Source organism: Streptomyces coacervatus (assembly GCF_029223485.1).
Taxonomy (GTDB): Bacteria; Actinomycetota; Actinomycetes; order Streptomycetales; family Streptomycetaceae; genus Streptomyces; species Streptomyces coacervatus.
Window position 1 is genome coordinate 181,202 of record NZ_JARHTP010000021.1, and the last position, 25,795, is coordinate 206,996.

General features: G+C 69.1%; 23 protein-coding genes, 1 rRNA gene and 1 riboswitch. Of the genes, 11 read left to right on the forward strand and 13 right to left on the reverse strand.

Going from position 1 to position 25,795, the window contains the following annotated elements; genetic code table 11:
- Nucleotides 1-560: 560 nt before the first annotated feature.
- The 5 genes from kdpB to P2Q00_RS40585 all read left to right on the forward strand — a co-directional run bounded on the left by kdpB (nt 561) and on the right by P2Q00_RS40585 (nt 7,060).
- The gene (gene kdpB, locus P2Q00_RS40570) at nt 561-2,714 is read left to right on the forward strand and encodes a potassium-transporting ATPase subunit KdpB (RefSeq protein ID WP_275779546.1); all 2,154 of its coding nucleotides are present in this window, start codon (nt 561-563) and stop codon (nt 2,712-2,714) included.
- Between the two features lie 342 nt (nt 2,715-3,056).
- A complete protein-coding gene (locus P2Q00_RS40575) occupies nt 3,057-3,869 on the forward strand; it encodes an SDR family NAD(P)-dependent oxidoreductase (protein WP_275779547.1) in 813 nt (270 codons plus the stop codon).
- A gap of 31 nt (nt 3,870-3,900) precedes the next feature.
- Nucleotides 3,901-3,978: a 50S ribosomal protein bL37 gene (locus P2Q00_RS51275; protein ID WP_486389004.1), complete on the forward strand. Its 78-nt coding sequence runs from the start codon at nt 3,901-3,903 to the stop codon at nt 3,976-3,978.
- Nucleotides 3,979-4,394: 416 nt separating this feature from the next.
- Complete coding sequence (locus P2Q00_RS40580) at nt 4,395-6,344, forward strand: APC family permease (RefSeq protein ID WP_275779549.1); 1,950 nt, start codon at nt 4,395-4,397, stop codon at nt 6,342-6,344.
- A gap of 197 nt (nt 6,345-6,541) precedes the next feature.
- Nucleotides 6,542-7,060: a hypothetical protein gene (locus P2Q00_RS40585; RefSeq protein WP_275779551.1), complete on the forward strand. Its 519-nt coding sequence runs from the start codon at nt 6,542-6,544 to the stop codon at nt 7,058-7,060.
- Here P2Q00_RS40585 and P2Q00_RS40590 read toward each other — a convergent pair.
- On the reverse strand, nt 7,038-7,643 hold the full coding sequence (locus tag P2Q00_RS40590) for a DUF1707 SHOCT-like domain-containing protein (protein WP_275779553.1): 606 nt from the start codon (nt 7,641-7,643) through the stop codon (nt 7,038-7,040). The genes P2Q00_RS40585 and P2Q00_RS40590 overlap by 23 nt on opposite strands.
- Nucleotides 7,644-7,748: 105 nt before the next feature.
- Here P2Q00_RS40590 and P2Q00_RS40595 point away from each other — a divergent pair, with 105 nt between their 5' ends.
- From P2Q00_RS40595 to P2Q00_RS40615, 5 genes are all read left to right on the forward strand, one after another.
- Nucleotides 7,749-8,144: a TOBE domain-containing protein gene (locus P2Q00_RS40595; RefSeq protein ID WP_275779555.1), complete on the forward strand. Its 396-nt coding sequence runs from the start codon at nt 7,749-7,751 to the stop codon at nt 8,142-8,144.
- 172 nt (nt 8,145-8,316) lie between these two features.
- Nucleotides 8,317-9,135, forward strand: coding sequence for a molybdate ABC transporter substrate-binding protein (gene modA, locus P2Q00_RS40600; protein WP_275779556.1), 819 nt, complete (start codon nt 8,317-8,319; stop codon nt 9,133-9,135).
- A complete protein-coding gene (locus P2Q00_RS40605; protein WP_275779558.1) occupies nt 9,132-9,989 on the forward strand; it encodes an ABC transporter permease in 858 nt (285 codons plus the stop codon). The genes modA and P2Q00_RS40605 overlap by 4 nt, the downstream gene beginning before the upstream one ends.
- A 25-nt stretch (nt 9,990-10,014) precedes the next feature.
- Nucleotides 10,015-11,214: an ABC transporter ATP-binding protein gene (locus tag P2Q00_RS40610; RefSeq protein ID WP_275779559.1), complete on the forward strand. Its 1,200-nt coding sequence runs from the start codon at nt 10,015-10,017 to the stop codon at nt 11,212-11,214.
- A 27-nt stretch (nt 11,215-11,241) separates the two neighbouring features.
- Nucleotides 11,242-11,661 (forward strand): TOBE domain-containing protein, encoded by a 420-nt coding sequence (locus P2Q00_RS40615; protein WP_275779561.1) that lies wholly within the window; start codon nt 11,242-11,244, stop codon nt 11,659-11,661.
- 47 nt (nt 11,662-11,708) lie between these two features.
- On the opposite strand, the gene gcvP is transcribed toward P2Q00_RS40615, so the two are convergent.
- Nucleotides 11,709-14,594: an aminomethyl-transferring glycine dehydrogenase gene (gene gcvP / locus P2Q00_RS40620; protein ID WP_275779563.1), complete on the reverse strand. Its 2,886-nt coding sequence runs from the start codon at nt 14,592-14,594 to the stop codon at nt 11,709-11,711.
- A 176-nt stretch (nt 14,595-14,770) separates the two neighbouring features.
- Nucleotides 14,771-14,866, reverse strand: a riboswitch (glycine riboswitch).
- A 113-nt stretch (nt 14,867-14,979) separates the two neighbouring features.
- On the opposite strand from gcvP, the gene P2Q00_RS40625 reads away from it, so the two are divergent.
- Nucleotides 14,980-15,357 (forward strand): PRC-barrel domain-containing protein, encoded by a 378-nt coding sequence (locus tag P2Q00_RS40625; protein WP_275779565.1) that lies wholly within the window; start codon nt 14,980-14,982, stop codon nt 15,355-15,357.
- A gap of 138 nt (nt 15,358-15,495) precedes the next feature.
- On the opposite strand, the gene P2Q00_RS40630 is transcribed toward P2Q00_RS40625, so the two are convergent.
- The 11 genes from P2Q00_RS40630 to rrf form a co-directional block, all read right to left on the reverse strand.
- Entirely contained in the window at nt 15,496-16,839 is a 1,344-nt protein-coding gene (locus P2Q00_RS40630) for a DNA polymerase IV (protein ID WP_275779567.1), read from the reverse strand.
- Between the two features lie 78 nt (nt 16,840-16,917).
- Nucleotides 16,918-17,562 carry a MerR family transcriptional regulator gene (locus P2Q00_RS40635; protein WP_275779568.1) on the reverse strand — a complete coding sequence of 215 codons (645 nt, stop codon included), beginning with the start codon at nt 17,560-17,562 and terminating at the stop codon, nt 16,918-16,920.
- 260 nt (nt 17,563-17,822) lie between these two features.
- The gene (locus P2Q00_RS40640; protein ID WP_004002801.1) at nt 17,823-18,296 is read right to left on the reverse strand and encodes a bifunctional nuclease family protein; all 474 of its coding nucleotides are present in this window, start codon (nt 18,294-18,296) and stop codon (nt 17,823-17,825) included.
- An 85-nt stretch (nt 18,297-18,381) separates the two neighbouring features.
- A complete protein-coding gene (gene ftsR / locus P2Q00_RS40645; protein ID WP_275779570.1) occupies nt 18,382-19,119 on the reverse strand; it encodes a transcriptional regulator FtsR in 738 nt (245 codons plus the stop codon).
- A gap of 44 nt (nt 19,120-19,163) precedes the next feature.
- Nucleotides 19,164-20,069 carry a zinc-ribbon and FHA domain-containing protein gene (locus P2Q00_RS40650; RefSeq protein ID WP_275779571.1) on the reverse strand — a complete coding sequence of 302 codons (906 nt, stop codon included), beginning with the start codon at nt 20,067-20,069 and terminating at the stop codon, nt 19,164-19,166.
- 61 nt (nt 20,070-20,130) lie between these two features.
- On the reverse strand, nt 20,131-20,994 hold the full coding sequence (locus tag P2Q00_RS40655; RefSeq protein ID WP_275779573.1) for a DUF881 domain-containing protein: 864 nt from the start codon (nt 20,992-20,994) through the stop codon (nt 20,131-20,133).
- Between the two features lie 5 nt (nt 20,995-20,999).
- Nucleotides 21,000-21,332, reverse strand: coding sequence for a small basic family protein (locus P2Q00_RS40660; RefSeq protein WP_003988855.1), 333 nt, complete (start codon nt 21,330-21,332; stop codon nt 21,000-21,002).
- Entirely contained in the window at nt 21,329-22,234 is a 906-nt protein-coding gene (locus P2Q00_RS40665) for a DUF881 domain-containing protein (protein ID WP_275779575.1), read from the reverse strand. Before P2Q00_RS40665 ends, P2Q00_RS40660 begins: the two co-directional genes overlap by 4 nt.
- 107 nt (nt 22,235-22,341) lie before the next feature.
- Nucleotides 22,342-24,837 carry a mannose-1-phosphate guanyltransferase gene (locus P2Q00_RS40670; protein WP_275779576.1) on the reverse strand — a complete coding sequence of 832 codons (2,496 nt, stop codon included), beginning with the start codon at nt 24,835-24,837 and terminating at the stop codon, nt 22,342-22,344.
- Between the two features lie 114 nt (nt 24,838-24,951).
- Entirely contained in the window at nt 24,952-25,560 is a 609-nt protein-coding gene (gene clsA / locus P2Q00_RS40675) for a cardiolipin synthase ClsA (protein ID WP_275779577.1), read from the reverse strand.
- Between the two features lie 108 nt (nt 25,561-25,668).
- Nucleotides 25,669-25,785 (reverse strand): 5S ribosomal RNA (gene rrf, locus P2Q00_RS40680).
- Nucleotides 25,786-25,795 lie beyond the last annotated feature (10 nt).

The window sequence follows — 25,795 nt, forward strand, 5'->3', positions numbered from 1 at the left end:
GGCGCCCGTCCGCGACCCCCCTCGCGGCCGCGGACCGGGGCTGCCCCCGGGCGGGACGACCGCCTGTTGTCGTGGCTGCGCGGCAGCCTCCGGCTGAGGTCTCCGCGATGTTCCGGCCGTGATCGCCACGGTCCCTCCCATGTCACGCCACGGACGGTCGCCCGTCCCCCGTGCCGCTCAGTCTGCGACCGGATTCGGCCACCCATGAGTGGCGTTGACGTTCTCCTGACGCCTTCTCAGGCGGGTTTGACGGGACCTTGACGGCGGTCGTGCCGGGCCCGTATGGGAGCCGCAAATTCCGCGTTGAGCAGGGCGGTTGGGGCTCTGGGCGCGGCTAGATTTCCTGTCGGCCGCCGAAGCCGCCGCGGGTGTCCGTGATCTGAGGGCGCCGGAACACCCGTCCGGCCGTTCGAGGCGGCCCGGTGCCGGTCCGCCGACCGGCGCCGGCGCACGGCGTGCGTTCTTCCCACGCCCAGGCGTCCGTGCGCCGCCGTGCGGTGCCGGGGCCCCGGCACCGCACGGACCCACAGCCGACCACCCGTCGTCTCACAAAGGTCCCCATGTTTCCCGCTGCCCCCGAACAGGCCCCGCCGTCCCGTCCGCACCCCGCCCCCGGGCCTGATTCCGCACGAGGCTCCCGGCGCCGCGCCCCAGGCGGGCTGTTCGAACCCGCCCAGCTGGTCCGCTCCTTCCCCGAGGCGCTGCGCAAACTGCACCCGAGGGTCCTGGCCAGGAACCCGGTGCTGTTCGTGGTGAGTGCCGGAGCCGTCCTGACCACTCTGTCGGCCCTGCTCCACCCGGCCGTCTTCACCTGGGTGATCAGCGCCTGGCTGTGGCTGACAGTCGTCTTCGCCAACCTCGCCGAGGCCGTCGCCGAAGGCCGCGGCAAGGCCCAGGCGGAATCGCTGCGCAAGGCACGCACGGACACCGTCGCCCTGCGGCTGCTCGACTGGCGCTGGGGCACCAACCTGCGCAGCGCCCGCACCGAGGCCGTCGCCGCCACCGCCCTGAAGCCACTGGACGTCGTACTCGTCGAGGCGGGCGAGATGATCCCCGCGGACGGCGACGTCGTCGACGGCGTCGCCGCGGTCGACGAATCGGCCGTCACCGGTGAGTCCGCGCCGGTCATCCGCGAGGCGGGCGGCGACCGCAGCGGAGTCACCGGCGGCACGACGGTCCTGTCCGACCGCATCGTCGTGCGCGTCAGCGCCCGCCCCGGCCACAGCTTCCTGGACCGGATGATCGCCCTGGTCGAGGGCGCAAACCGGCAGAAGACCCCGAACGAGATAGCCCTGAACATCCTGCTCGCCTCGCTCACGATCATCTTCCTGCTGGTCGTGGTCACCCTCCAGCCGATGGCCGAGTACGCGAACGCAGCCCAGTCGACGACCGTCCTGGTCGCCCTGCTCGTCACCCTCATCCCGACCACGATCGGCGCCCTGCTCTCCGCGATCGGCATCGCCGGCATGGACCGCCTGGTGCAGCGCAATGTGCTGGCCATGTCGGGCCGGGCGGTCGAGGCGGCGGGCGACGTGAACACCCTGCTGCTCGACAAGACCGGCACCATCACCCTCGGCAACCGCGAGGCCGCCGCCTTCGTCCCACTGCCCGGCATCGACGGGCAGCAACTCGCGGACGCCGCCCAGCTCTCCTCACTGGCCGACGAGACACCCGAGGGCCGCTCGGTCGTCGTCCTGGCCAAGAACGCGTACGGCCTACGGGCCCCCGCCGAGGGCGAGTTGGCGAACGCACGCTGGGTCGCCTTCAGCGCGCAGACCCGCATGAGCGGCGTCGATCTGCGCTGGAACAACGGCGCCGTGTGCGCCATCCGCAAGGGCGCCGCCCAGCAGGTGATCGACTGGGTGCAGATGTACGGGGGTCAAGTCCCGTCCGAGGCACGGCACTTCGCCGACTCGGTGGCCGCCGCCGGCGGAACGCCCCTGCTGGTGGCCGTGCACGACTGGAACGGCCCCCGCGTCCTCGGCCTCATCCACCTCAAGGACGTCGTCAAGGAGGGCATCCGGGACCGCTTCGCCGAACTGCGCCGCATGGGCATCCGTACGGTCATGGTCACCGGCGACAACCCGCTCACCGCCCGCGCCATCGCCCAGGAGGCGGGCGTCGACGACTACTTGGCCGAGGCCACCCCCGAGGACAAACTCGCGCTGATCAGAAGCGAGCAGGCGGGCGGGAAGCTCGTCGCGATGACCGGCGACGGCACCAACGACGCGCCCGCCCTCGCCCAGGCGGACGTCGGCGTCGCCATGAACACCGGCACGTCGGCCGCCAAGGAGGCCGGCAACATGGTCGACCTCGACTCCAACCCGACCAAGCTCATCGAGATCGTCGAGATCGGCAAGCAACTCCTCATCACCCGGGGCGCGTTGACGACGTTCTCCATCACCAACGACGTGGCCAAGTACTTCGCGATCATCCCGGCGATGTTCGCCGGCTCCTATCCGGGGCTTACGTCCCTCAACGTCATGGGCCTGCACAGCCCGACCTCCGCGATCGCCTCGGCGATCATCTTCAACGCCCTGATCATCGTCGCGCTGATCCCGCTCGCCCTGCGCGGCGTGCGCTACACCCCCTCCTCCGCGCACGACCTGCTGCGCCGCAACCTGCTCCTGTACGGCCTCGGCGGGCTGGTGCTGCCCTTCGCCGGCATCAAGCTGATCGACCTGCTGATCTCGGGGGTGCCCGGCCTTGGCTGAGCCGCACCCGCGGCCGCTCGTATCCAGCCGTCAAGGACACGTATGCGCACGTCAGAGGCCCGTCAGGGAAGGGGGTTCGGGCTTGCCCGGGGTGTGCGGGACGGCTTCCATGGAGTCTGTGAACAGCGCCTGGCTCCTCTTCGACCGGCCCCCGAGTCCCACTCGGCAGCCCCGTCGTGCGCCGCGCCGACCGGAAACGCCTGCGTCGTTCTGACGCGCTTTCCGTGAACCCAGGGGCGCCGTGATGCCACACGGCGCCCCGCTTCTTTCCTTTCACTCCCGCATGTGACGCGGCGCCCTTCATCAGAGTGCCATGTCACATACCACTGCCCGGATGGGATCATGTCCGACTCAACCCTTTCCTCCCGCACCGTCCTCATCACCGGCGCCACCTCCGGCATCGGCTACGAAACCGCCCGGCAGCTCGCCGAACGCGGCGCCACCGTCCTGCTGCACGGCCGCACCGCCGAGGATGCCCTCGCCGCCGCCGACGCCCTGGTCGCCACCGCCGGCATCGACGGGGACCGGCTGTGCACGTTCGCCGCCGACTTCGCCCGCCTCGACGAGGTCGAGACCCTCGCCCGCAAGGTGGCCGCCGAGCACCCGCACCTCGACGTGCTCGTCAACAACGCGGGCATGGCCGCCCCGGAGCGGCACACGGTCACCGCCGACGGCAACGAGATCGCCTTCCAGGTCAACTTCCTCGCCCACTATCTGCTCACCTGCCTCCTGGAACCGGCGCTCACCAGCGACCCGGGCGGCCGCGTCGTCAACGTGTCCTCCGCCCTGCACCGCACAGGGTCCATCCAGTGGTCCGACCCGAACCGCGCCCGCCGCTACTCCCGCCTCGCCGCCTACGCCCAGTCCCAGCTGGCTCTGACGGTGTTCGCAGCCGACCCGCGCGTCACCGCGGTCTCCGTGCACCCGGGGGTATGTGACACAGCGCTGCTGCCCCTCTACGCCCATGAAGGCATCTCGCCCGGCGAAGGCGCCGCGCACGTGGTCCGGCTGTGCGACCCGGCCGTCGAGATCGTCAACGGCGCCTACTACGACCGCGACACACGCGTCGACCCCGCCCCCGGCGCGACCGAGGAGCGCACGGTCAAGCGCCTGGGCAAGCTCGCCGACCTCCTCGTCAGCCGCAGCACGGCTTGAACACCCCATACCCTCCACGGAGTTGACCCATATGTCGAAGCGAGCCCGCAAGAAGAAGGCCCGCCGCAAGAAGAACGTCAACCACGGCAGCAAGCCCGGCCGGCGCTAGACCGAGCCGCCGGACCGAGCACTGTCACCGTCCGCATGCGCAGGGGGCGGGCGACGGGAGCAACAAGCCTCCCGCTCGCCCGCCCTCTTTACGCGCCGCCTCCCGTCGTACCGGCCGGCAGCCCGGTCTCCGGATCACCTTTCAGCGAGGTGACCGGCAGACTTCGTACGGCATGACGCCGGATGTCCGCCCCTGCCCACCGCCGTCCTCCCCCATACAGCGCAATCGACGTCCGGCGGCAGCCGACGCCCGATTGTTGATGTGCGGCCAACGCCGACACGGCTCGTCTTAACGGAAGCTTGACGCGCACAGCCCCTTGATCCGTAGGCCCGCACGTCACTCTCCGCTTACGCTGGTGCCGCCGTCCGCGTGATGGCCGGAACCCACACGCTGAGCCGCACATCAGGAGCACGCCGATGGCCACGACCGAACACCCGCCGCCCAGTCGCCTGCGCTCCTGGATGCTGGAGGGCCTGTCCGACATGGGCAAGGGCGTACAGAAGGCGCCGCAGGCCGAGCCGGAGCCCGCACACAAGGGGCAGCGCTGGTACCGCGTGATGTGCCTGACCGGCGTCGACTACTTCTCCACCCTCGGCTACCAGCCGGGCATCGCAGCCCTGGCCGCCGGCCTCCTGTCGCCGGTGGCGACCGTCGTCCTCGTGATCGTGACGCTCGCGGGCGCGCTGCCGGTCTACCGGCGCGTGGCCGAGGAGAGCCCGCACGGCGAGGGCTCGATCGCGATGCTGGAGCGACTGCTGTCCTTCTGGAAGGGCAAGCTGTTCGTCCTGACCCTGCTGGGCTTCGCGGCCACCGACTTCCTGATCACGATCACGCTGTCGGCGGCCGACGCCTCGACCCACCTCGTAGAGAACCCGCACCTGACCAGCGTCCTGCACGGCAAGGAAATGCTGATCACGCTGATCCTCGTCGCCCTGCTCGGCGCGGTGTTCCTCAAGGGATTCCTTGAGGCGATCGGCGTCGCGGTCGCGCTGGTGGTGGTCTATCTCGGCCTCAACGTCGTCGTCGTGGCCGTGGGCTTCTGGCACGTCGTCACCGCGGGCCACGTGGTCACCGACTGGACCAGCGCCCTGACCGCCGAGCACGGCAACGTCTTCGCCATGATCGGCGTCTCCCTGCTGGTCTTCCCCAAGCTCGCGCTCGGCCTCTCCGGCTTCGAGACCGGCGTGGCGGTCATGCCGCACGTCCAGGGCGACACGGGCGACACGGAGGAGAGCCCGAAGGGCCGCATCCGGGACACGAAGAAACTCCTCACGGCCGCTGCCCTGATCATGAGCGTGTTCCTGATCGCGACGAGCTTCATCACCACCGTGCTGATCCCGGCCAAGGAGTTCAAGTCCGGCGGCCAGGCCAACGGACGCGCCCTCGCCTACCTGGCCCACGAGTACCTGGGCAACGCCTTCGGCACGGTCTACGACGTCTCGACCATCGCCATCCTGTGGTTCGCCGGCGCCTCCGCCATGGCCGGCCTGCTCAACCTGATGCCGCGCTACCTGCCCCGCTACGGCATGGCCCCGCACTGGGCCCGCGCCGTGCGCCCCATGGTGATCGTCTTCACGCTGATCGGCTTCCTGGTCACCTGGATCTTCAACGCCGACGTCGACGCCCAGGGCGGCGCCTACGCCACCGGCGTCCTGGTCCTGATGTCCTCGGCGGCGATCGCGGTGACCATCGCGGCCCGACGCGCCCAGCAGCGGAACTGGACCATCGGCTTCGCCGCCGTCTCGGCGGTCCTGCTCTACGTCACCGTCGCCAACGTCATCGAGCGCCCCGACGGCGTCAAGATCGGCGCCTGCTTCATCGCGGGCATCATCCTCGTCTCCCTCCTCTCCCGGCTCGCCCGCGCCTTCGAGCTCCGTGTCACGCACGTGGAACTGGACGACATGGCGGAACGTTTCATCCGGGACATGTCCAGCCGCAAGATCCGCTTCATCGCCAATGAGCCGGACCAGCGGGACAAGGCCGAGTACCGCGACAAGATCCAGCAGATCCTGGAGGACAACGACCTCCCCGGCGAGGACTTCGTCTTCGTCGAGGTCACGGTCGTCGACCCCTCAGAGTTCGAGGCGGGCCTGACGGTACGCGGCGAGGTCCTGCACAACCGCTACCGCGTCCTGACCCTGGAGTCCTCCTCCATCCCCAACGCGCTGGCCGCCCTGCTGCTCCACGTCCGCGACTCCACCAAGTGCACCCCGCACATCTACTTCGAGTGGACCGAGGGCAACCCCTTCGCCAACTTCCTGCGCTTCTTCCTCTTCGGCCAGGGCGAGGTCGCCCCGGTCACCCGAGAGGTCCTCCGCGAAGCAGAACCGGACCGCGCCCGCAGACCACGCGTCCACACGGGCTGAGCCACCGGCTGCACGGTTCTACCGCGCCCCGTTTTTTGAGGGGCGCGGGGAACTGCGCGACCAGCCACGACGGCGCCGCAGACGATCGACGGCAGATCATCAGCCCCGCGTAAGGATCCCGTCAAGATCCGCCCCCACGGCGTCAGAGCACCGTAAGCGACCGCGCCCGCCCGCCCCCGGCGGCTTACCTTCACCCCATGCAACGGAGCAGACCGCCGAACCCGGCCGGAGACCGCCACTGGCGCGGCAGTGCCCGACTGGCCGCCTGCTGCGCCCTCGTCTTCTGCGCCATGACGATGCTGGTCGACTGGGACGCCGACACCCTCACCCCGCTGCGCGCCCTGCTCTGGCTCACGCTGTCCGCCGCCGTCTTCACCGTCCTGCTCCCGCCCCGGGTCACGGCGGGCCCGGGCTGGCTGGCGGTACGCGGCCTGGGCCGCCGGCGCACGGTCCGTACGGACGCCCTGGTCGCCGTGGGCCAGTTCAGCGGCCCTTCCTCGCATCTGGTCCTGCGTGATGCCGACGGCCACCGCCTGGAGCTCGACCCCCGCATCCTGGCCGCCGACCCGCTGGTGTGGCACGAACTGGACACCGGTGTACGGCGCTCCCTCGAACGCGGCACGCTGCGCCAGGGCACGGACGTACTGCGCACGCTCGGCCACCGCATCGACGACGAGACCGCACAGGCGGTACTCAGGGCGTCGGGTCTCTCCTGACGAACCCACGCCGCTGCGGCCGTACGACCACCCGGCCGAAGCTCTTGCGCCCACCGACCACCACCCGCAGCACCACGGGCACGTCCTGGCCGGCGGCCGGACGCGCCTTGATCCTGGCGTAGTCGGTCACCAGCGAGTCGGTGTCCACCACCACACCCGGCCGCGTCACCAGCCGCAGCGCCCCGCCGCGCATGTCGAGGTCGATGTGCAGGGTGTCGTGCGTGATCACCGCATGAGTGAAGTCGAGCGTCACATCGCCCCACTCGGACGCTATCTCCAGCCGCCGCGGCACCACCCACCGGTCGCCGCGCCGGGCCGAACCGCCCTTCTGATCGATGCGGTCGACGTCCTTCACCTCGGCCGTGACCCCGGCTGCCACCGTCGGCAGGTCCGTCGTCAGGACGGCGAGCTCCCCCATCGTGCGGGCGGACAGGGCCGCCTCCACACGTTCGTCGAGCTCCTCCGCGGTCAGCCGGCCGTCCCCGGCCGCGATGCGCAGCACATCCACGACCCGGTCCCGGTCCGCATGCGAGGCCCTCAGTTCGAGCGACGCCTCGCCACTCCGTGACAGCTCACCCGACATACCCACACCCCGAATCCCATTCACCGGACTAACGCTATATCGCGTTATACCCAACGCTCAACCCCACGTCCGCCGTGGCCCGTTCGCGGCTTTATCGTGAGCCGCATGCAGAGCTACACAATCGGCCAGGCAGCACGACTGCTCGGCGTGAGCCCGGACACCGCCCGCCGCTGGGCGGACGCCGGCCGGGTGGCGACCCATCGCGACGAGGGCGGTCGGCGGCTGATCGAGGGCCGGGACCTGGCCGCCTTCTCCGTAGAACTCGCCAAGGCGGGCAGCGCCGAGGAGGAGACCTCCTACACCTCGGTCCGCAACGCCTTCCCCGGCATCGTCACAGCGATCAAACTCGGCGACGTGGCGGCCCAGGTCGAGATCCAGGCCGGCCCGCACCGCCTGGTCTCATTGCTGACCCGAGAGGCCGTCGAGGAACTCGGCCTCGAGGTCGGCATGGAGGCCACCGCCCGGGTGAAGTCGACCAACGTGCACATCGACCGCATCTGACCCACGACATCACTCCCGTACGAACGCACATGCGGCCCCAGTCGCCCTTCACCCCAGCTCATGCGATGCGACAGGAGACTTAGACCTCGCATATGCGCCAGTATGATCTGCGCATCGGAAGAGACCGACGGCCTCTTCCCCGTAGAAGTAAGTCAGAGGGAGTGCACCCGTGATGACCCGTTCCGCGCGCCGGACCCTGCAGGTGGCCGGTGCAGGAGCCGCAGCGCTGCTGGCCCTGAGCGCCTGCTCCTCCTCCGACGACTCCTCGTCCGCCAAGTCGGACTCCTCCGCGTCGGCGTCCTCGTCGCCGAAGCTGTCCGGCACCGTGACCGTCTTCGCCGCGGCCTCGCTCCAGGAGAGCTTCACGACCCTGGGCAAGGAGTTCGAGAAGGCCCACCCCGGCACGAAGGTCACCTTCAGCTTCGGCGGCAGTGACAGCCTCGCCGCCGGCATCACCGGCGGCGCCCCCGCCGATGTCTTCGCCTCCGCCAGCCCGAAGACGATGAAGATCGTGACGGACAAGAAGGACAACGCCACCGAGCCGGCCACCTTCGTCCGCAACCAGCTGGAGATCGCGACTCTGCCGGGCAATCCCGACAAGGTCTCCTCCCTGAAGGACCTCACCAAGTCCTCGCTGAAGGTCGTGCTGTGCGACAAGACGGTGCCGTGCGGCGCCGCCGCCCTGAAGGCGCTGGACGCCAGCAAGCTGAAGCTCACCCCGGTCTCCTACGAGGAGGACGTCAAGTCCGCCCTGAACAAGGTGGTGCTGAAGGAGGCGGACGCCGCCGTCGTCTACAAGACGGATGTGAAGGCGGCGGGCAGCAAGGTGCAGGGCGTCGAGTTCCCCGAGTCCACCAGCGCCGTCAACGCCTACCCGATCACCCTGCTCAAGAACGCGAAGAACCCCGAGGCCGCCAAGGCGTTCATCGCCCTCGTGCAGTCCACCGAGGGCCAGAAGGTCCTGTCCGGGGCCGGGTTCCTCAAGCCGTGACCTCGACCGACACGTCCGACGCCGCGGCCGACACCCTCCAGGGCGGCCCGCGGCGCGGGCGCGTCCGCACGGCCCGCCGCGGGGTTCCGCTGCCCCTGCTGCTGCCCGCGCTGATCGGCCTGGCATTCCTGCTGCTGCCGCTGATCGCCCTTCTCCTACGGGCCCCTTGGAGCACCCTGCCCGACCAGCTGACCAGCGCCGAGGTGTGGCAGGCCCTGCGACTGTCGTTGGTGTGCGCCACGGCGGCGACCGCGGTGAGCCTGGTGATCGGCGTCCCGCTGGCCTGGCTGCTGGCCCGCGCGGACTTCCCCGGACGCGGCTTCGTACGCGCCCTGGTGACCCTGCCGCTCGTCCTGCCCCCCGTGGTCGGCGGCGTGGCCCTGCTGCTCGCCCTCGGCCGCAACGGCGTGGTCGGTCAGTGGCTGGACTCCTGGTTCGGCATCACGCTCCCCTTCACCACGGCGGGGGTCGTGGTCGCGGAGACCTTCGTGGCGATGCCGTTCCTCGTCATCAGCGTGGAGGGCACGCTGCGCGCCGCCGACCCGCGCTACGAGGAGGCGGCCACCACCCTGGGCGCCTCCCGCTTCACCGCGTTCCGCAGGGTCACCCTGCCCCTGATCGCGCCGGGCATCGCGGCGGGCGCCGTACTGGCCTGGGCGCGGGCGCTCGGCGAATTCGGCGCAACGATCACCTTCGCGGGCAATTTCCCGGGCCGCACCCAGACAATGCCACTGGCGGTATACCTGGCCCTGCAGAACAACCCGGAAGCCGCCATCGCCCTCAGCCTGGTCCTGCTGGCGGTGTCGATCGCGGTGCTGGCGGGGCTGCGGGACCGCTGGATGACGGCGCCATGACGAACCCGCACTGGATGACGGCCTGATGACGAATACCCACGCGGCAGCCGCCGACGGCGCTGAGCCCCCACAGGGGCCACCCGCCCCCAACCACGAAAGTGGTACGGGCGGTGCGGGCGGGAAGACAAACCCGGCCGAAGGCCGGGTGCCCACCACACACCCGCACCCGAAAACACACCGCACCCCCGACGGCCTGGACGCCCACCTGGTAGTCAACCGCACAACCTTCCGCCTGGACATCAAACTCACCGCCGCCCCCGGCGACGTAGTGGCCCTCCTCGGCCCCAACGGCGCCGGCAAGACAACCGCCCTACGCGCCCTCGCCGGCCTCGTCCCACTCACCGCCGGCCACCTCCGCCTCGACGGCGCCGAGTTGGACCGTACGCCCCCCGAGTCCCGCCCCGTCGGCGTCGTCTTCCAGGACTACCTCCTCTTCCCCCACCTCACCGCCCTGGACAACATCGCCTTCGGCCCCCGCTGCCAGGGCGCCACCAAGGCGGCCTCCCGCGCCCAGGCCGCCGAGTGGCTGGCCCGCATGGGCCTCACCGAACACGCCACCGCCAAACCCCGCCACCTCTCCGGCGGCCAGTCCCAGCGCGTCGCCCTCGCCCGCGCCCTGGCGACCAGCCCCCGCCTCCTGCTCCTCGACGAACCACTCGCCGCCCTCGACGCCCGCACCCGCCTGGAGGTACGGGCCCAACTCCGCCGCCATCTGGCCGAGTTCGAGGCAGTCGCCGTCCTCGTCACGCACGACCCGCTGGACGCCATGGTGCTGGCCGACCGCCTGGTGGTCATCGAGGACGGCCGCGCAGTCCAGGAGGGCACCCCCTCCGACATCGCCCGTCACCCCCGCACGGACTACATCGCCCAGCTCGTCGGCCTGAACCTGTACAAGGGCCACGCGGACGGCCACACCGTCCGTCTGGACATCGGCCCCGCCATCACCACCACGGAGATCCTCTCCGGCCCGGCCTTCGTGGCGTTCCCGCCGAGCGCGGTCACCCTCTTCCGCGATCCGCCCACCGGCTCCAGCGCCCGCAACCACTGGCGCTGCGAGGTGGCCGGCCTGGAGACCCACGGCGACCAGATCCGCGCCGACCTGACCGGCGAACTCCCCCTGGCCGCCGACCTCACGACCGTCGCCGCCGCCGAACTCGACCTGCACCCGGGCGCACCGGTCTGGGCGACGGTCAAAGCGACTCAGACACATGCATACCCGGCATGACTCGCAAAGCGCCGTAAGTTGATGCTCATGACCCTGAGCATCCGCAACCAGATCCCCGGCACCGTCACCGCCGTCACCCCCGGCGAGGTGATGGCCACCGTCAAGGTCCGCCTCACCGGCGGCCAGGACATCACCGCGGCAATCACCCTGGAGTCCGTCGAGGACCTCGGCCTCGCCTCGGGCACTGCCGTACGCGCCCTCGTGAAGTCGACCGAGGTTTCCCTCGCCACCGCCCCGGTCGAGGGCCTGTCCATCCGCAACCAGCTGCCCGGCACGGTCACCGACGTGGCCACCGGCGGCGCGATGGCCTCCGTGAAGGTCGCCGTCGACGGAGGCGAACTGACCTCCGCGATCACCAAGGACGCCGTCACGGACCTCGCCCTGTCGGCCGGCACACCCGTCGTGGCCCTGATCAAGTCGACGGAGATCTCACTCGCGACGGCATGACGGGAAAGGGCCCCGCCGAAGCGGGGCCCTCATCCACTACTACTGCCTCAGTCCTCGTATGCGTCCATCGGCGGGCACGAGCAGACCAGGTTGCGGTCACCGAAGGCCTGGTCGATCCGGCGCACCGGCGGCCAGTACTTGTCGGCGGCCGAGACCCCGGCCGGGAACACGGCCTCCTCGCGCGAGTAGGCGTGCTCCCACTCACCGCCCAGTGCGGCGGCGGTGTGCGGAGCGCCCCGCAGCGGATTGTCATCCGCGGGCCACTCCCCCGCCCCGACCTTCTCGATCTCCGCACGAATGGCGATCATCGCGTCGCAGAACCGATCCAGCTCGACGAGGTCCTCGGACTCGGTCGGCTCGATCATCAGCGTGCCGGCCACCGGGAACGACATCGTCGGCGCGTGGAACCCGTAGTCGATGAGCCGCTTGGCCACATCGTCCACCGTCACTCCGGTCGCCTTGGTCAGCGGCCGCAGATCGATGATGCTCTCGTGCGCGACCAGCCCGCCGGGGCCGGTGTAGAGCACGGGGTAGTGCGGCTCGAGCCGCTTGGCGATGTAGTTGGCGCTCAGGACCGCCACCTGGGTCGCCCGCTTCAGCCCCTCCCCACCCATGAGCCGGACGTACGCCCACGAGATCGGCAGGATGCCCGCGGAACCCCACGGAGCCGCCGAGATCGGCCCGACGCCCGTCTCCGGACCGGCCGCGGGCTGCATCGGGTGGTTCGGCAGATACGGCGCCAGGTGCGCACGCACACCGACCGGCCCGACGCCCGGACCGCCGCCACCGTGCGGAATGCAGAAGGTCTTGTGCAGATTCAGATGCGAGACGTCACCGCCGAAGTGCCCCGGCTTGGCAAGCCCCACAAGGGCGTTGAGGTTGGCGCCGTCGACGTACACCTGCCCGCCGGCCTCGTGCACCTGCGCGCAGATGTCGGCGACGTGCTCCTCGAACACCCCGTGTGTCGAGGGGTACGTGATCATCAGCACCGCCAGCTCGTCGCGGTACTGCTCGATCTTCGCCCGCAGGTCCTCGACGTCGATCTCGCCGTCCTCGGCGGTCTTCACGACGACGACCTTCATGCCCGCCATGACGGCACTCGCGGCGTTCGTACCGTGTGCGGACGACGGAATGAGACACACGGTCCGCTGCTCGTCGCCATTGGCCCGGTGGTACCCACGCACCGCAAGCAGCCCGGCCAGCTCGCCCTGGGATCCGGCGTTGGGCTGCAACGACACCTTGTCGTATCCGGTGACCTCGGCGAGCCGCTCCTCCAGCTCACGGATGAGCGTGAGGTAGCCCTGTGCCTGCTCGGCGGGCGCGAAGGGGTGCAGCTGACCGAACTCGGGCCAGGTGACCGGCTCCATCTCGGTGGTCGCGTTGAGCTTCATGGTGCAGGAGCCGAGCGGGATCATGCCCCGGTCGAGCGCGTAGTCGCGGTCGGCGAGCCTGCGCAGATAGCGCAGCATCGCGGTCTCGGAGCGGTACTGCCGGAAGACCGGGTGGGTCAGGTAGTCGTCAGTCCGCAGCAGACCGGCGGGCAGGGAGTCCCCGGTCGCCGCGTCCAGCGCCTCGATGTCGCCCTCGACCCCGAACGCGGTCCACACGGCTCCCAGCTGGGCTCGCGCAGTGGTCTCGTCACAGGCGATCGACACATGGTCGGTGTCGACGAGGTGAAGGTTGACGCCGTTCTCCCGCGCGGCGGCCACCACCTCGCCGGCGCGTCCCGGCACCCGCACGGTGATCGTGTCGAAGTAGGAGCCGTGCACGACCTCGACACCACCGGCCTCGAGCCCCGCGGCAAGGATCGTGGCGTACCGGTGGGTGCGCCGCGCGATGCCCTTGAGCCCATCCGGGCCGTGGTACACGGCGTACATCCCGGCCATGACGGCGAGCAGCACCTGGGCGGTGCAGATGTTGCTGGTGGCCTTCTCCCGCCGGATGTGCTGCTCACGGGTCTGCAGCGCGAGCCGGTACGCCCGGTGCCCGTCCGCGTCCACGGACACCCCCACGAGCCGCCCGGGCAGGCTGCGCGCGAACTTCTCGTGTACGGCCATGTAGCCCGCGTGCGGCCCGCCGAAGCCCATCGGCACACCGAACCGCTGGGTGGTCCCGATCGCGATGTCCGCACCGAGCTCCCCGGGCGACTTCAGCAGGGTCAGCGCGAGCAGATCGGCGGCGACGGTGACGAGCGCACCCAGCTGGTGCGCCTGGTCGATGACCGGCTTGATGTCGCGTACGGCACCGGAGGCGCCGGGGTACTGGACGAGCACGCCGTTGATCTCACGCCCCGCGACCTCGGCCGGAATGCCGTCGCTCAGGTCGGCGACCACGACCTCCACACCGGTCGGCTCGGCACGGGTCTCGATCACGGCGATGGTCTGCGGCAGCACATCCGCATCGATCAGGAACAGGCCCTTCTTGTTCCTGCCCATGCGCCGGGACAGCGCCATGGCCTCGGCGGCGGCGGTGCCCTCGTCGAGCAGCGAGGCACCGGAGGTGGGCAGCCCGGTCAGGTCGGCGACCATGGTCTGGAAGTTGAGCAGGGCCTCCAGCCGCCCCTGCGAGATCTCCGGCTGGTACGGCGTGTAAGCCGTGTACCAGGCGGGATTCTCCATGACATTGCGCAGGATGACGGGCGGAGTGAAGGTCCCGTAGTACCCGAGCCCGATCATGGAATCGAGCACCTGGTTCCGGTCGGCGAGCGACCGCAGCTCGGCCAGCACCTCGGCCTCGGTACGCGCGCCCGCAAGCTCCAGGGCATGCGAGTTCTTGATCACATCCGGCACTGCGGCGGCGGTGAGCTCGTCCAGCGAGCCGTATCCGACGTGCGCGAGCATCTTGGCCCGTGCCTCGTGATCAGGCCCGATATGGCGCTGCTCGAAGGGGATCCCCTGTTCGAGCTCGGAAAGCGGAATGCGATGGGCGGTCATTGCGGAGGCCTCCTGGTCTGACACGACCTTCGAGGGGCACCACGGCGCGGGTCCCCGGACGGCCTCCCCCTCTGTCATCTCAACCTGAGAGCTTCACCGGAACACCCGAGGGTGCCCGGCTTTCACCGTCGGTGAGAGCGGAAGCCGTCGACACCCGCCCTGCTTTCCAGAGTGACCTCGTCCGCGCGGTACGTGGGCCTGAGAGATTCCGGGGAGGATTTGCTCCTTCGGCGCCTCCGATGGTGTCCGGAGGACTCTCCCGCACGGGGTCAGCAGCCGCTGTCAGCCTACCAGCGAGCGCAGCACCCGATCGTTCGAGTGGCCGCGCTGCCCGATGTGCTCTTTTGTAGTGCTTACGGATGAGTTGCGACCAAGTGGAGGGCCCGTGCAGACCGACATCGATCCGCGCAACCTGATCGGCCGCAAGGCGTTCGACCGCAACGGCACCAAGCTCGGCACCATCGACGAGGTCTACCTCGACGACGCGACCGGTGTGCCGGAGTGGGCGGCCATACGCACCGGCCTGTTCTCCCGGGACGCCTTCGTCCCTCTGGAGCCCAGCGAACTGATCGAGGGCACCCTCCACGTCCCCTTCGACCGGTCCCTCATCAAGGACGCCCCCGACTTCGGCGTCGGCCGCCATCTCTCCCCCGAACAGGAGCTCCAGCTCTACCACCACTACGGCCTCGACATCGCCGCTCCTCCCCCGTTCCCGGACCGCGACTTCGGCAAGCTCGCGGGCACGGAGGACGCGGACGCCTGACGCAACCCACGTAGCCTGCGGGCAGTCGTGCCGCAGGGGCGGCTCCCGACCCAAAGCAAGGCGGCACCCCGCAGCGCCGGGCTGCGCACCCACCCCCCGGCCCAGCCCCAACGCCGGTCACGCACGAAACTCCGTCCACTACAGCCCCGGTCTCCCCGCCACCAACGGCAACGGATCAGCCGCCTCCAGCTCAGGATCATCGATCCGAAACGTCCGCACCCGCCCCGGCTCCGACCCCGGCGTCTCGAACCGCACGGTCACCCGCCCGAGCCCACTCCCCTGCACCCACCCGTGCCCGAACCCGGCATGCCGCACATCGTGCCCCGAGGGCCACCGCCGCTCGACCACCACCTGCTGCTCCTCGACGGGCTCCTCGTCCCCCTCCTCCACCGAATGTTCCGCCCCCTCCCCCGCAGCCTGCGCAAACAGATCCTCCTGCGTGTAGTCGGCCAGCCCGCTGACCCCGACCCCCAGCAGCCGCACACCCCCCGTCGTGTCCACCGAATCCAGCAGCCGGGCGGCAGCCTCCCGCACCACCGCCGGATCGTCCGTGGGCCCCCGCAGCGTCTCGGAACGAGTCAGTGTGGAGAAGTCGTAGCGCCGCACCTTCAGCACGATGGTCCGGCCCGACAGCCCCGCACCCCGCAGCCGCCGCACACACCGGTCGGCCAGCCGCTGCACTTCCAGCCCCACCCTCACCCGGTCATGGATGTCCACGTCGTACGTGTCCTCGACCGAGACCGACTTGGCCTCCCGCTCGGCCACCACGGGCCGGTCGTCGTGAGCCAGCGCCATGGCGTACAACGCATGCCCATGGGCCTTGCCCAGCAGCCGGACGAGCTCGTCCTCACCGGCCTCGGCGATCTCGTCGACCGTCGTGATGCCGGCCCGCCGCAGATGGTCCCCCGTCGCCGGTCCCACCCCCGGCAGCGTCCGTACCGACATCGGACCGAGCAGCGCCCGCTCGGTCCCGGGCTCGATCAGCACCAGCCCGTCCGGCTTGGCCTCCTCCGAGGCGATCTTCGCGACCATCTTGGACGCGGCGAGACCCACGGACCCGGTGAGCCCCGTGCCAACCCGTATGTCGGCGCGCAGCTTCTCCCCCACCAGCCGCGCCGACGCCGCGTCCCAGGCCGCCTCCCCGGCTTCCAGATCCACAAAGGCCTCGTCCAGGCTCAGCGGCTCCACCAGCGGCGACAGCGAGTGCAGCAGCCCCATGACCTGCTCGCTGATCGCCCGGTAGAAGCCGAAGCGCGGCACCAGATACGCGGCGTTCGGCGCCAGCCGCCGAGCCTGGGCCATCGGCATCGCCGACCGCACCCCGAAGACCCGCGCCTCGTACGAAGCGGTGGCCACCACCCCGCGCGGCCCGAGCCCTCCCACGACCACGGCCTTCCCGCGCAGACTCGGCTTGGATGCCTGCTCCGCCGAGGCGTAGAAGGCATCCATGTCGAGATGCAGGATCGTGGGCGCGTTTCTCACATCTCCGATGCTGCCCTACGCCACTGACAATGCCGTCGTACGGCCGCCCGGGCCCCTGCGGAGCCGCAGGAGAAGCGGTCAGACCGCCCGGTTCCGCCGCCGCGCCAGCTCGTCCGCCGGGTTGTGCCCGACCAGGGTCTCGCCGGTGTCGATCCGCTCGCCGTGCAGCTGCGAGAGCGCGCTCTCGACGTCCCGCCACACCACACCGACGGCGATCCCGAAGATCCCCTGACCACCCTGGAGCAGCGCATGGACCTCGTCGGGCGAGGTGCACTCGTAGACCGTGGCGCCGTCGCTCATCAGCGTCATGCGCTCCAGGTCCCTGAAGCCCCGCTCACGCAGGTGCACCACAGCGGTGCGGATGTTCTGCAGCGACACACCGGTGTCCAGGAACCGTTTGACGATCTTCAGGACGACGACGTCCCGGAAGCTGTACAGCCGCTGTGTCCCCGACCCGTAGGCGGGTCGCACGCTCGGCTCGACGAGCCCCGTGCGGGCCCAGTAGTCCAGTTGCCGGTAGGTGATGCCGGCGGCCGCGCAGGCCGTCGGCCCGCGATAGCCGATCTCCTCGGACGCCATGGACGTCGCCCCTCCGCTGCTCGGCACGGCCTCCGGTCGCTGCGGAGCGTGATCGGCCGCGCTGCCGTGAAGCGGGTACGGACCGCTCTCCCCGAGACTGCGTCCGGGGGCACCCCCAGCCGTACCGTCGCCGCTGCTTCTCACGCCGACCTCCGTCCTTGACCTGCCTTCTCGACGGTAGGCAGTCACCAGGGGTGCGTCAACGATCGCCACACTCGGCACGCCGAGTGATAATCACCCTAAGAGTGGTTTCCCGCACCCAACCGCGGGGAAAGGCTAGCCGAATGCGCTCGGAGGGGGCCGCAGGACGCTCTCACTCGCCGTTGGCAATTGCCGGCATTTGAGCCGTGACCGACGGCGAACCGGCCCGCCGCGGAGCCTGACTCCACCGGGCCGACCACGCTTCACTGACTGCTTGTCCCGAAGTCCTCCGGCGAGATCTGGTCGAGGAACTCGCGGAACTTCTCCACCTCGTCCTCCTGCTCGTCCGGAATCGCGATGCCTGCGTCGTCGAGCACACCGTCGCTGCCGTAGATCGGCGTTCCGGTGCGCAGGGCCAGCGCTATGGCGTCGGACGGACGGGCACTGACTTCGACCCCGCTCGCGAAGACCAGCTCCGCGTAGAAGACGCCCTCACGCAGGTCCGTGATGCGCACTTCGGTGAGCTCCTGACCGACGGCCTCCAGCACGTCCTTGAACAGGTCGTGGGTCAGCGGTCGTGCGGGGGCCATGCCCTGCTGGGCGAAGGCAATGGCGGTCGCCTCCCCCGGCCCGATCCAGATGGGGAGGTAACGGTCGCCTCCCACTTCGCGCAGGAGCACGATCGGTTGGTTGGAGGGCATTTCGACCCGGACACCTACGACATCGAGCTCGTTCACACAGCAACCCTAGGACCTGCCCGGGACGTTTGGGTAGTCGAGCCGAGAACGGGAGGCCGATCCGGCCTCCGCGGACGCGCCGCGCTCAGGGCAGTCGCACGCCGAGCGAGGTCTGCACGAGGGCGGCGTGCAGCTTCACCGTGAGCGCCGCCAGCTCCTTCGTACGCGCCTGAGCATGCGCCCTGGTCTGCGGATTGCGGTGGCGCTTCAGCGGGGCCACCACCTGGTCCACGAGCCCGGCCTCACGGTCGGCGGCGGCCTTCATGGCCCTCAGATGCCGCGGTTCGATCCCGAACCGCCCGAGCTCCACGACGAGCGACGCCACGTTCACCGTCTCCGCGTCGTACGCCCCGTCCGGCAGCGGCGCGACAAGGCCGTACGACTCCCATTCCTCGAGCTCCCGCTCGCCGATCCCGGCGGCCGCGAGCAGCTCGGCCTTCCCGATCCGGGCCGCCGTGGGCCCCTCGGAGATCTCCAGGAGAGGCTCGCCGTCGCGCGGACGGCCCACCGTGGGCAGCGGGACCGCCTCACCGCGTTCCATGGCGTCCAGGTGCTCGCGGATCACCTTGAGGGGCAGATAGTGATCCCGCTGCATCCTCAGGACGTGACCGAGGCGCTCGACGTCGTCCGCGCTGAACTTGCGATACCCCGACGCGGTGCGCTGCGGCTCGATAAGCCCCTCCGACTCCAGGAAACGGATCTTGGAGATGGTGACTTCGGGGAACTCGTCACGCAGCACGTTCAGCACCGTGCCGATGCTCATCAGACCACTGTCCGTGGCGGCGGTGCCGTGCCCGGCACCGCCGCTCGGTGTTCGAAGCATGGGCATTCCCTTGGGGTCCCCCCGGACGGGGTCTGGGGGAAGGGTCAGTAGCCCCGCTGGCTCGCATAGAAGACCAGCCGGTACTTTCCGATCTGCACCTCGTCACCGTTGTTCAGAGCGACCTGGTCGATCCGCTCGCGGTTGACGTACGTGCCGTTCAGACTGCCCACGTCGGCCACCGTGAACGAGCCGTCCGCACCACGGCGGAACTCCACGTGCCGGCGCGAGACCGTCACGTCGTCCAGGAAGATGTCACTCTGCGGATGACGCCCGGCCGTGGTCAGGTCGCCGTCCAGAAGGAACCGGCTGCCCGAGTTCGGCCCGCGGCGCACCACCAGCAGCGCGGAGCCCAGCGGCAGCGCGTCGACGGCCGCCTGCGCCTCGGGGGAAAGCGCCGGCATCTGCGTCTGACCGGTGACCTCGGCGTCGTAGGCCTCGATGCCGGAAATCGAGATCGTGGACGTCGTCTCGGACGGCCGCTCGGGCGCGGCGCCGGCCCGCAGGGGCGCGCCGCAGTTGGAGCAGAAGCGGCTGTTCTCCGCGTTGCGGTTACCGCACCTCGTACACACCTGGGCCGACATTGGGGAAAACCCTCCACCCGTACTTGAGGTTGACGGTTGCCCGAAACCTATGCCGCCGGACTGCGCAGGGTCAACAGACGGCGCGCCCTGACCACCGGGAATGTCACCACCCGGACCAGGGACCTGGTCCCGGAACAGCGGGCGCTGACCCTCTGCGTCGGGCTGTGCGCGATGACGAGCGGTCGCGTTGTCGCTACCCTCTCGCGCGCTCTTGCCGAACAACTTCGCAAACAACTTCACGGGCGATTCCCCTTGACCGAAACAGACCCGCCCGTGGGGCAGGACGAACCCTGATTGCATACACCGGCCGACCCGGACATCCTCACAACGTCCGTATCCACCAGACAGTTTCCACCACGCACCACCCATTCGGTGCGCCGACCCCCCGCAACCTCATGCCCTCGCCGGACGTCCCCCATGCACCCCCGGTTCACTGGGAGGACGACCGAGCGTAGTCAGGCCGCTTCGCCGCTCGCAAGGCGTCCACGATGATCTTGTTCGACCGCTCGACGGTAGCCGTGGCCTGCTCCTTCTCAAGAGTCTGCACCACGCCTCCAGGGATGTTGAGCGCCGGTTCGAGGTCCGCCGGCTTGCCGATGACCTTGAAACGAAAGGGGGCTTTGATCTTGTTCCCGTCGACGATCACGCTCTTGCCGGAGTCGGTGAGATAGGTGCCGGCGACGACCCGCACGCTGTTCACCTGGATCGCCTCCGCCCCGGCAGCACGCAGCTCCTGGATCGCGTCGAGCAGCATGTCCGCCTGGACCGTCCCCTTCGTGTCCTCGATGGTCATCGTGATGCCGGGCCCCTGCGCGGCCACCGTGCCCGCCAGAATGCCGAGTTGCTTCTCCTTCTCGACGGTCTGCTTGCGCGCCTCCTCGGCCTGGTCGGAGCTGTTCTCCAGCTCGTCGCGCTGCTTCTCCAGTCCCTGCTTCTCGTCCTCAAGACGCTGGGTACGGTCATCGAGTTCATCCAGGATGCGAACAAGATCTTCCTGACGCGCGCCGCGCAGCGCGCTGTCGCTGTTGCTGTTCGAGGCGACCTGGACGGCCAGACCGAAGCCGAGGCCGAACAGCAGCACGGCGACGATGAGTTGGGCGCGGGTCACTCGCGGCGGCCAGAGCCCCTTCACCAGCCGCTGCCGCCCGGTAAGAGAGGGCTGCTTGTCCTCCGCCGGGGCTTCCGCCACGTCGGAAGCCGTCGTAGCGATCTCTTCGTCGGAAGCCGTCGCGGGGACCTCTTCCGGAAGTTCCTTGCGCAGCCTGTTCTCCGGCGTCTCTTCCTTGTCGCTCATCGGCCTCACGCCCGGAACACGTGCCGACGGATCGCCGCGGCGTTCGAGAAGATCCGGATTCCGAGCACCACGACCACACCGGTGGACAGCTGGGCACCCACGCCCAACTTGTCGCCCAGGAACACGATGAGCGCGGCCACAACCACATTGGACAGGAACGACACCACGAAGACCTTGTCGTCGAAGATCCCGTCGAGCATGGCCCGCAGACCACCGAAGACGGCGTCGAGCGCCGCGACGACGGCGATCGGCAGATAAGGCTCGACCACCGCCGGAACCTCAGGCCGGACCAACAGGCCGGCCACGACTCCCACGACGAGGCCCAGTACGGCGATCACGATGTGCCCTTCTCAGTTTTCTCGGTCTTCGGCTGTGCTGTACGTACGATCACACTCGGTGCGGCCGGCAGCCGGAGGTCGCCCTCCACGGAGATGCTGGTCCGGATGCCGTAGTTCTCCTGCAGGGCATGCAGATACAGTCCGTCGGCGCTGTTCTGGAACCTGCTGCTCAGCTGTTTGCCGTTCCCCACGGCCAGCACCGTATAAGGGGGAACCAGTGGCTTGTTGTCGACCAGTATCGCGTCCCCCGCGGCCCTGATCGCCGAAAGAGCCGTCAGCCGCTGGCCATTGATGGAAACGGCCTCGGCCCCCGACTCCCACAGCCCGTTGACCACGCGCTGCATGTCGCGGTCCCGGACTCGGCCGGTGTCGGAGAAGTCCGAGGTCTCGCGCGGGTTGCCGTTGCCGCCGCTGGTGGCTTCCTTGGCGTCGTTCACGACCAGCTTCACGCCGGGACCGTGCACTTCGACCGCGCCCGACAGGATGCCCACCAGCTCGCTCTGGTCCCCGCCGCCGCTCTTCTTCAAGGCCGCCCGCTGCCGCGCGCTCACATCGTCGCGCAGCTTGTCGACGGAGCCCTCCAGCTTGTCCGCCGTCGTGGTCTCCCGGTCGATGCGGGCGATCAGTTCCTCGCGCTCCTTGGCGACGACGGGAGCCGCCACGCGCGCCTGTGCCGCTCCCACGGTCACAACAAGAGCCGCCAGCACCAGCCCGGCGGCCAGGCCGAGCTTCGCCTGGAGGGTCTTCGGCAGGCCCCCGTTGCCCGCGGCCTTTTTCCTGGCGGCCGCCTCGGCGTAACCGTCGTCGAGGCTGTGGTCCATGACGTTGGTGAGCAGCGACATGGAAGCGTCCGGGCGCGAGGGGCGCGTAGGTGTGCTCCGAACGGGGGGCTGCTGCGGCATGCCGCACATCGTCGCATGTCGCGACCACTACCTCCGAATGGCCCCACCGGCGTGCCGAACAGGCCCCCTGGGGGACACCTGTCCGGCACGCGCGCGTGCTGCGCTTTTCAGCGGCCGGCGCTGTCCACGACCGCCGACCACTCGTCGAGCAGGGCCTGGGCGGAGGCATCGTCCGGCCCTTCCGCCCACAGGTGGGTGACCGCCTCGGCCGGATCGGGCAGCACCATCACCCAGCGTCCGTCGGTCTCCACCACCCGCACACCGTCAGTGGTGTCCACGAAGCGGTCTCCGGCCGCCTCGACCACGCGCCGCATCACAAGTCCCTTGACGGCCCAGGGAGTCGCAAGATCCCGCTTGAGGACGTGCGCCCGCGGAATCCGGGCGTCGATCTGGCTGAGCGTGAGCTGTGTCCGCGCCACCAGCCCGATCAACCGTACGAAGGCCGCCGTACCGTCGAAGACACTGCTGAACTCCGGGATGATGAAGCCGGCCTTGCCGTCACCGCCGAAGATGGTCGAGTCGTCGCCTCCGACCCTGGTCAGGTCGTCGGGCGAGGTCGTCGTCCACTCCACCTGCGTCCCGTGGTACGCCGCCACCTGCTCGGCAATCCTCGTCGTGGTCACCGGCAGCGCCACCCGGCCACTGCGCCGCTCAGCGGCCACCAGGTCGAGCATGACCAGCAACGCCCGGTCGTCCTCGACGATCCGCCCCTTCTCGTCGACCAGCGACAGCCGCTCGCCGACCGGGTCGAACCGCACCCCGAAGGCGGCCCGCGACGACGCCACGATCTCACCGAGCCGCACCAGCCCCGACCGCCGCACATCGGCGGACTCCGTGGGCCGCGATTCGTCGAGCCCGGGATTGATGGTCAGCGAGTCCACTCCGAGCTTGCCGAGCAGACTGGGCAGGACAAGCCCTGCACTGCCGTTCGATGCATCCACGACGACCTTCAGCCCGGACTCGGCAATCCCGGTCGTGTCGACATTGCGCAGCAGCGACCCTGTGTACGAGTCGAAGACGCTGGCAGGAAAGTGCAGGTCTCCGATTTCACCGGGGAACGCACGCCGGTACTCCTGCCGCGCGAACACCCGGTCCAGCTTTCGCTGGCTGCCCTGCGACAGATCGGCGCCGTTCCCGTCGAAGAACATGATGTCCACTGAGTCCGGCACCCCGGGCGTGGTCCGGATCATGATCCCGCCGGCGCTGCCCCGCGCGGTCTGCTGCCGGGCAACGGGCAGCGGTACGTTCTCCAAGTCCCGTACGTCGATGGCGCTGGCCTGCAGTGCGGAGATGACCGCCCGCTTCAGCGCGCGGGCGCCACGGGAGTGGTCGCGAGCCGTGGTGACGGTGGAGCCCTTCTTCAGAGTCGTCGCGTAGGCACCGGCCAGGCGCACCGCGAGCTCGGGCGTGATCTCCACGTTCAGGATGCCGGACACCCCGCGAGCGCCGAACAGATGCGCCTGGCCCCTGGACTCCCAGATGACCGAGGTGTTGACGAAGGCACCGGCCTCGATGGTCTTGAACGGGTAGACCCGCACATTGCCCTGAACGATCGATTCTTCACCGATCAGACACTCGTCGCCGATGACCGCGCCGTCCTCGATCCGAGCAGCACGCATGATGTCGGTGTTCTTTCCGACGACGCAGCCACGCAGATTGCTGTGCTGCCCCACGTACACGTTGTCGTGGACAACGGCCTTGTGTAGAAACGCACCGCTCTTCACAACGACGTTCGAGCCAACGACGGTGTGCTCCCGAATTTCGGCACCGGCTTCGACCTTGGCGTAGTCGCCGATGTAGAGCGGGCCGCGCAGCACGGCGTCGGGATGCACCTCGGCACCCTCGGCCACCCACACACCCGGGGAGATCTCGAAGCCGTCGATCTCGACGTCGACCTTGCCCTCCAGGACGTCGGCCTGCGCCTTCACATAGCTCTCGTGCGTGCCAACGTCCTCCCAGTACCCTTCCGCGACATAGCCGTAGATCGGCTTGCCTTCCTTCATCAGCTGCGGAAAGACATCCCCGGACCAGTCCACGGGCACATCGGGCTCGACATAGTCGAAGACTTCGGGCTCCATCACATAGATGCCCGTGTTCACGGTGTCGGAGAAGACCTGTCCCCAAGTGGGCTTCTCGAGGAAGCGCTCGACCTTTCCTTCTTCGTCGACGATCGTGATACCAAATTCCAGGGGATTCGGCACACGCGTCAGACAAACAGTGACGAGCGCACCCTTTTCCTTGTGGAAATTGATCAGCTCGGTGAGGTCGAAGTCGGTCAGGGCATCACCGGAGATGACAAGGAAAGCATCGTCCTTCAACGCCTCTTCGGCGTTCTTGACACTTCCTGCGGTACCGAGTGGCTTCTCCTCGTTGGCATAGGAGAGCTCCATTCCGAGCTCTTCGCCGTCACCGAAGTAGTTCTTGACCAATGAGGCCAGGAACTGGACAGTTACGACGGTCTCGTTCAGCCCATGCCTTTTGAGCAGCCGCAGCACATGCTCCATGATCGGGCGGTTGGCCACGGGCAGGAGCGGCTTGGGCATGCTTGAGGTCATGGGGCGAAGGCGTGTGCCTTCGCCTCCGGCCATCACGACGGCCTTCATGTCGGAAGCGTCCTCCTCAAAGAGACGACGGTCTAGCCGACTTCACCCGTCAGATTGTCCCGCACTTTTCCGCCGAGGGCCATCGAGCCGCTACGGCCGCAACAATCGGCGAGTTCAATCGGCCATGGCGTCCGCACGGACCAGGCGGCGGACTTGTACCACGTAGAGGACTCCTGCCCACCAGTAGAGCGTTGTACCCCATCCAGCGAACGCCCATCCGAAAATAGCAGCGAGTGACGAGATCCATGTAGTTCCGTCACTGAGCAGGAGCAACGGGAAGGCGTACATCAGGTTGAACGTGGCCGCCTTCCCCAGGAAGTTCACCTGCGGCGGCGGATAGCCGTGCCGCCGGAGGATGCCCACCATGATCAGCAGGACGAGCTCACGAGCCAGAAGTACAGCAGTCAACCAGATTGGCAGAATCTCGCGCCAGGTGAGGCCGACCAAGGTCGAGAGAATGTAGAGCCGGTCTGCCGCGGGATCGAGCAGCCGGCCAAGGCTGCTGATCTGGTTCCAACGCCGCGCGAGCTTGCCGTCCAGGTAGTCACTGACTCCACTCAGAGCCAGCACCAGCAGCGCCCACCCGTCACTGTTCGGGCCCCCGAACTCAGGCCTGAGAATCAGCCACAGAAAGACCGGGACTCCGAGGAGACGCGCCATGCTGAGGATGTTGGGGATGGTGAGGACCCGGTCTGTCTGGACGCGGGTCTCCTGGACCTCCACCCGGGAGCCTCCTGTGGGAAACGTGCCAACGATGCCCCCTGACCTTACCTCAACGCAAAAAAGCTCTGGCTCTTGGGCTGTTGCCCAAGAGCCAGAGCTCTAAAAGGAGTTCGGCGGCGTCCTACTCTCCCACAGGGTCCCCCCTGCAGTACCATCGGCGCTGTAAGGCTTAGCTTCCGGGTTCGGAATGTAACCGGGCGTTTCCCTCACGCTATAACCACCGAAACACTATGAA

Excerpts from the sequence above, each read along its gene's own strand:
- kdpB (WP_275779546.1), top strand. The coding sequence starts at position 561 with ATGTTTCCCGCTGCCCCCGAACAGGCCCCGCCGTCCCGTCCGCACCCC.
- P2Q00_RS40575 (WP_275779547.1), top strand. The coding sequence starts at position 3,057 with ATGTCCGACTCAACCCTTTCCTCCCGCACCGTCCTCATCACCGGCGCC.
- P2Q00_RS51275 (WP_486389004.1), top strand. The coding sequence starts at position 3,901 with ATGTCGAAGCGAGCCCGCAAGAAGAAGGCCCGCCGCAAGAAGAACGTC.
- P2Q00_RS40580 (WP_275779549.1), top strand. The coding sequence starts at position 4,395 with ATGGCCACGACCGAACACCCGCCGCCCAGTCGCCTGCGCTCCTGGATG.
- P2Q00_RS40585 (WP_275779551.1), top strand. The coding sequence starts at position 6,542 with ATGCAACGGAGCAGACCGCCGAACCCGGCCGGAGACCGCCACTGGCGC.
- P2Q00_RS40590 (WP_275779553.1), bottom strand. The coding sequence starts at position 7,643 with ATGTCGGGTGAGCTGTCACGGAGTGGCGAGGCGTCGCTCGAACTGAGG.
- P2Q00_RS40595 (WP_275779555.1), top strand. The coding sequence starts at position 7,749 with ATGCAGAGCTACACAATCGGCCAGGCAGCACGACTGCTCGGCGTGAGC.
- modA (WP_275779556.1), top strand. The coding sequence starts at position 8,317 with ATGACCCGTTCCGCGCGCCGGACCCTGCAGGTGGCCGGTGCAGGAGCC.
- P2Q00_RS40610 (WP_275779559.1), top strand. The coding sequence starts at position 10,015 with ATGACGAATACCCACGCGGCAGCCGCCGACGGCGCTGAGCCCCCACAG.
- P2Q00_RS40615 (WP_275779561.1), top strand. The coding sequence starts at position 11,242 with ATGACCCTGAGCATCCGCAACCAGATCCCCGGCACCGTCACCGCCGTC.
- gcvP (WP_275779563.1), bottom strand. The coding sequence starts at position 14,594 with ATGACCGCCCATCGCATTCCGCTTTCCGAGCTCGAACAGGGGATCCCC.
- ftsR (WP_275779570.1), bottom strand. The coding sequence starts at position 19,119 with ATGCTTCGAACACCGAGCGGCGGTGCCGGGCACGGCACCGCCGCCACG.
- P2Q00_RS40650 (WP_275779571.1), bottom strand. The coding sequence starts at position 20,069 with ATGGGTGGTGCGTGGTGGAAACTGTCTGGTGGATACGGACGTTGTGAG.
- P2Q00_RS40655 (WP_275779573.1), bottom strand. The coding sequence starts at position 20,994 with ATGAGCGACAAGGAAGAGACGCCGGAGAACAGGCTGCGCAAGGAACTT.
- P2Q00_RS40665 (WP_275779575.1), bottom strand. The coding sequence starts at position 22,234 with ATGCCGCAGCAGCCCCCCGTTCGGAGCACACCTACGCGCCCCTCGCGC.
- P2Q00_RS40670 (WP_275779576.1), bottom strand. The coding sequence starts at position 24,837 with ATGAAGGCCGTCGTGATGGCCGGAGGCGAAGGCACACGCCTTCGCCCC.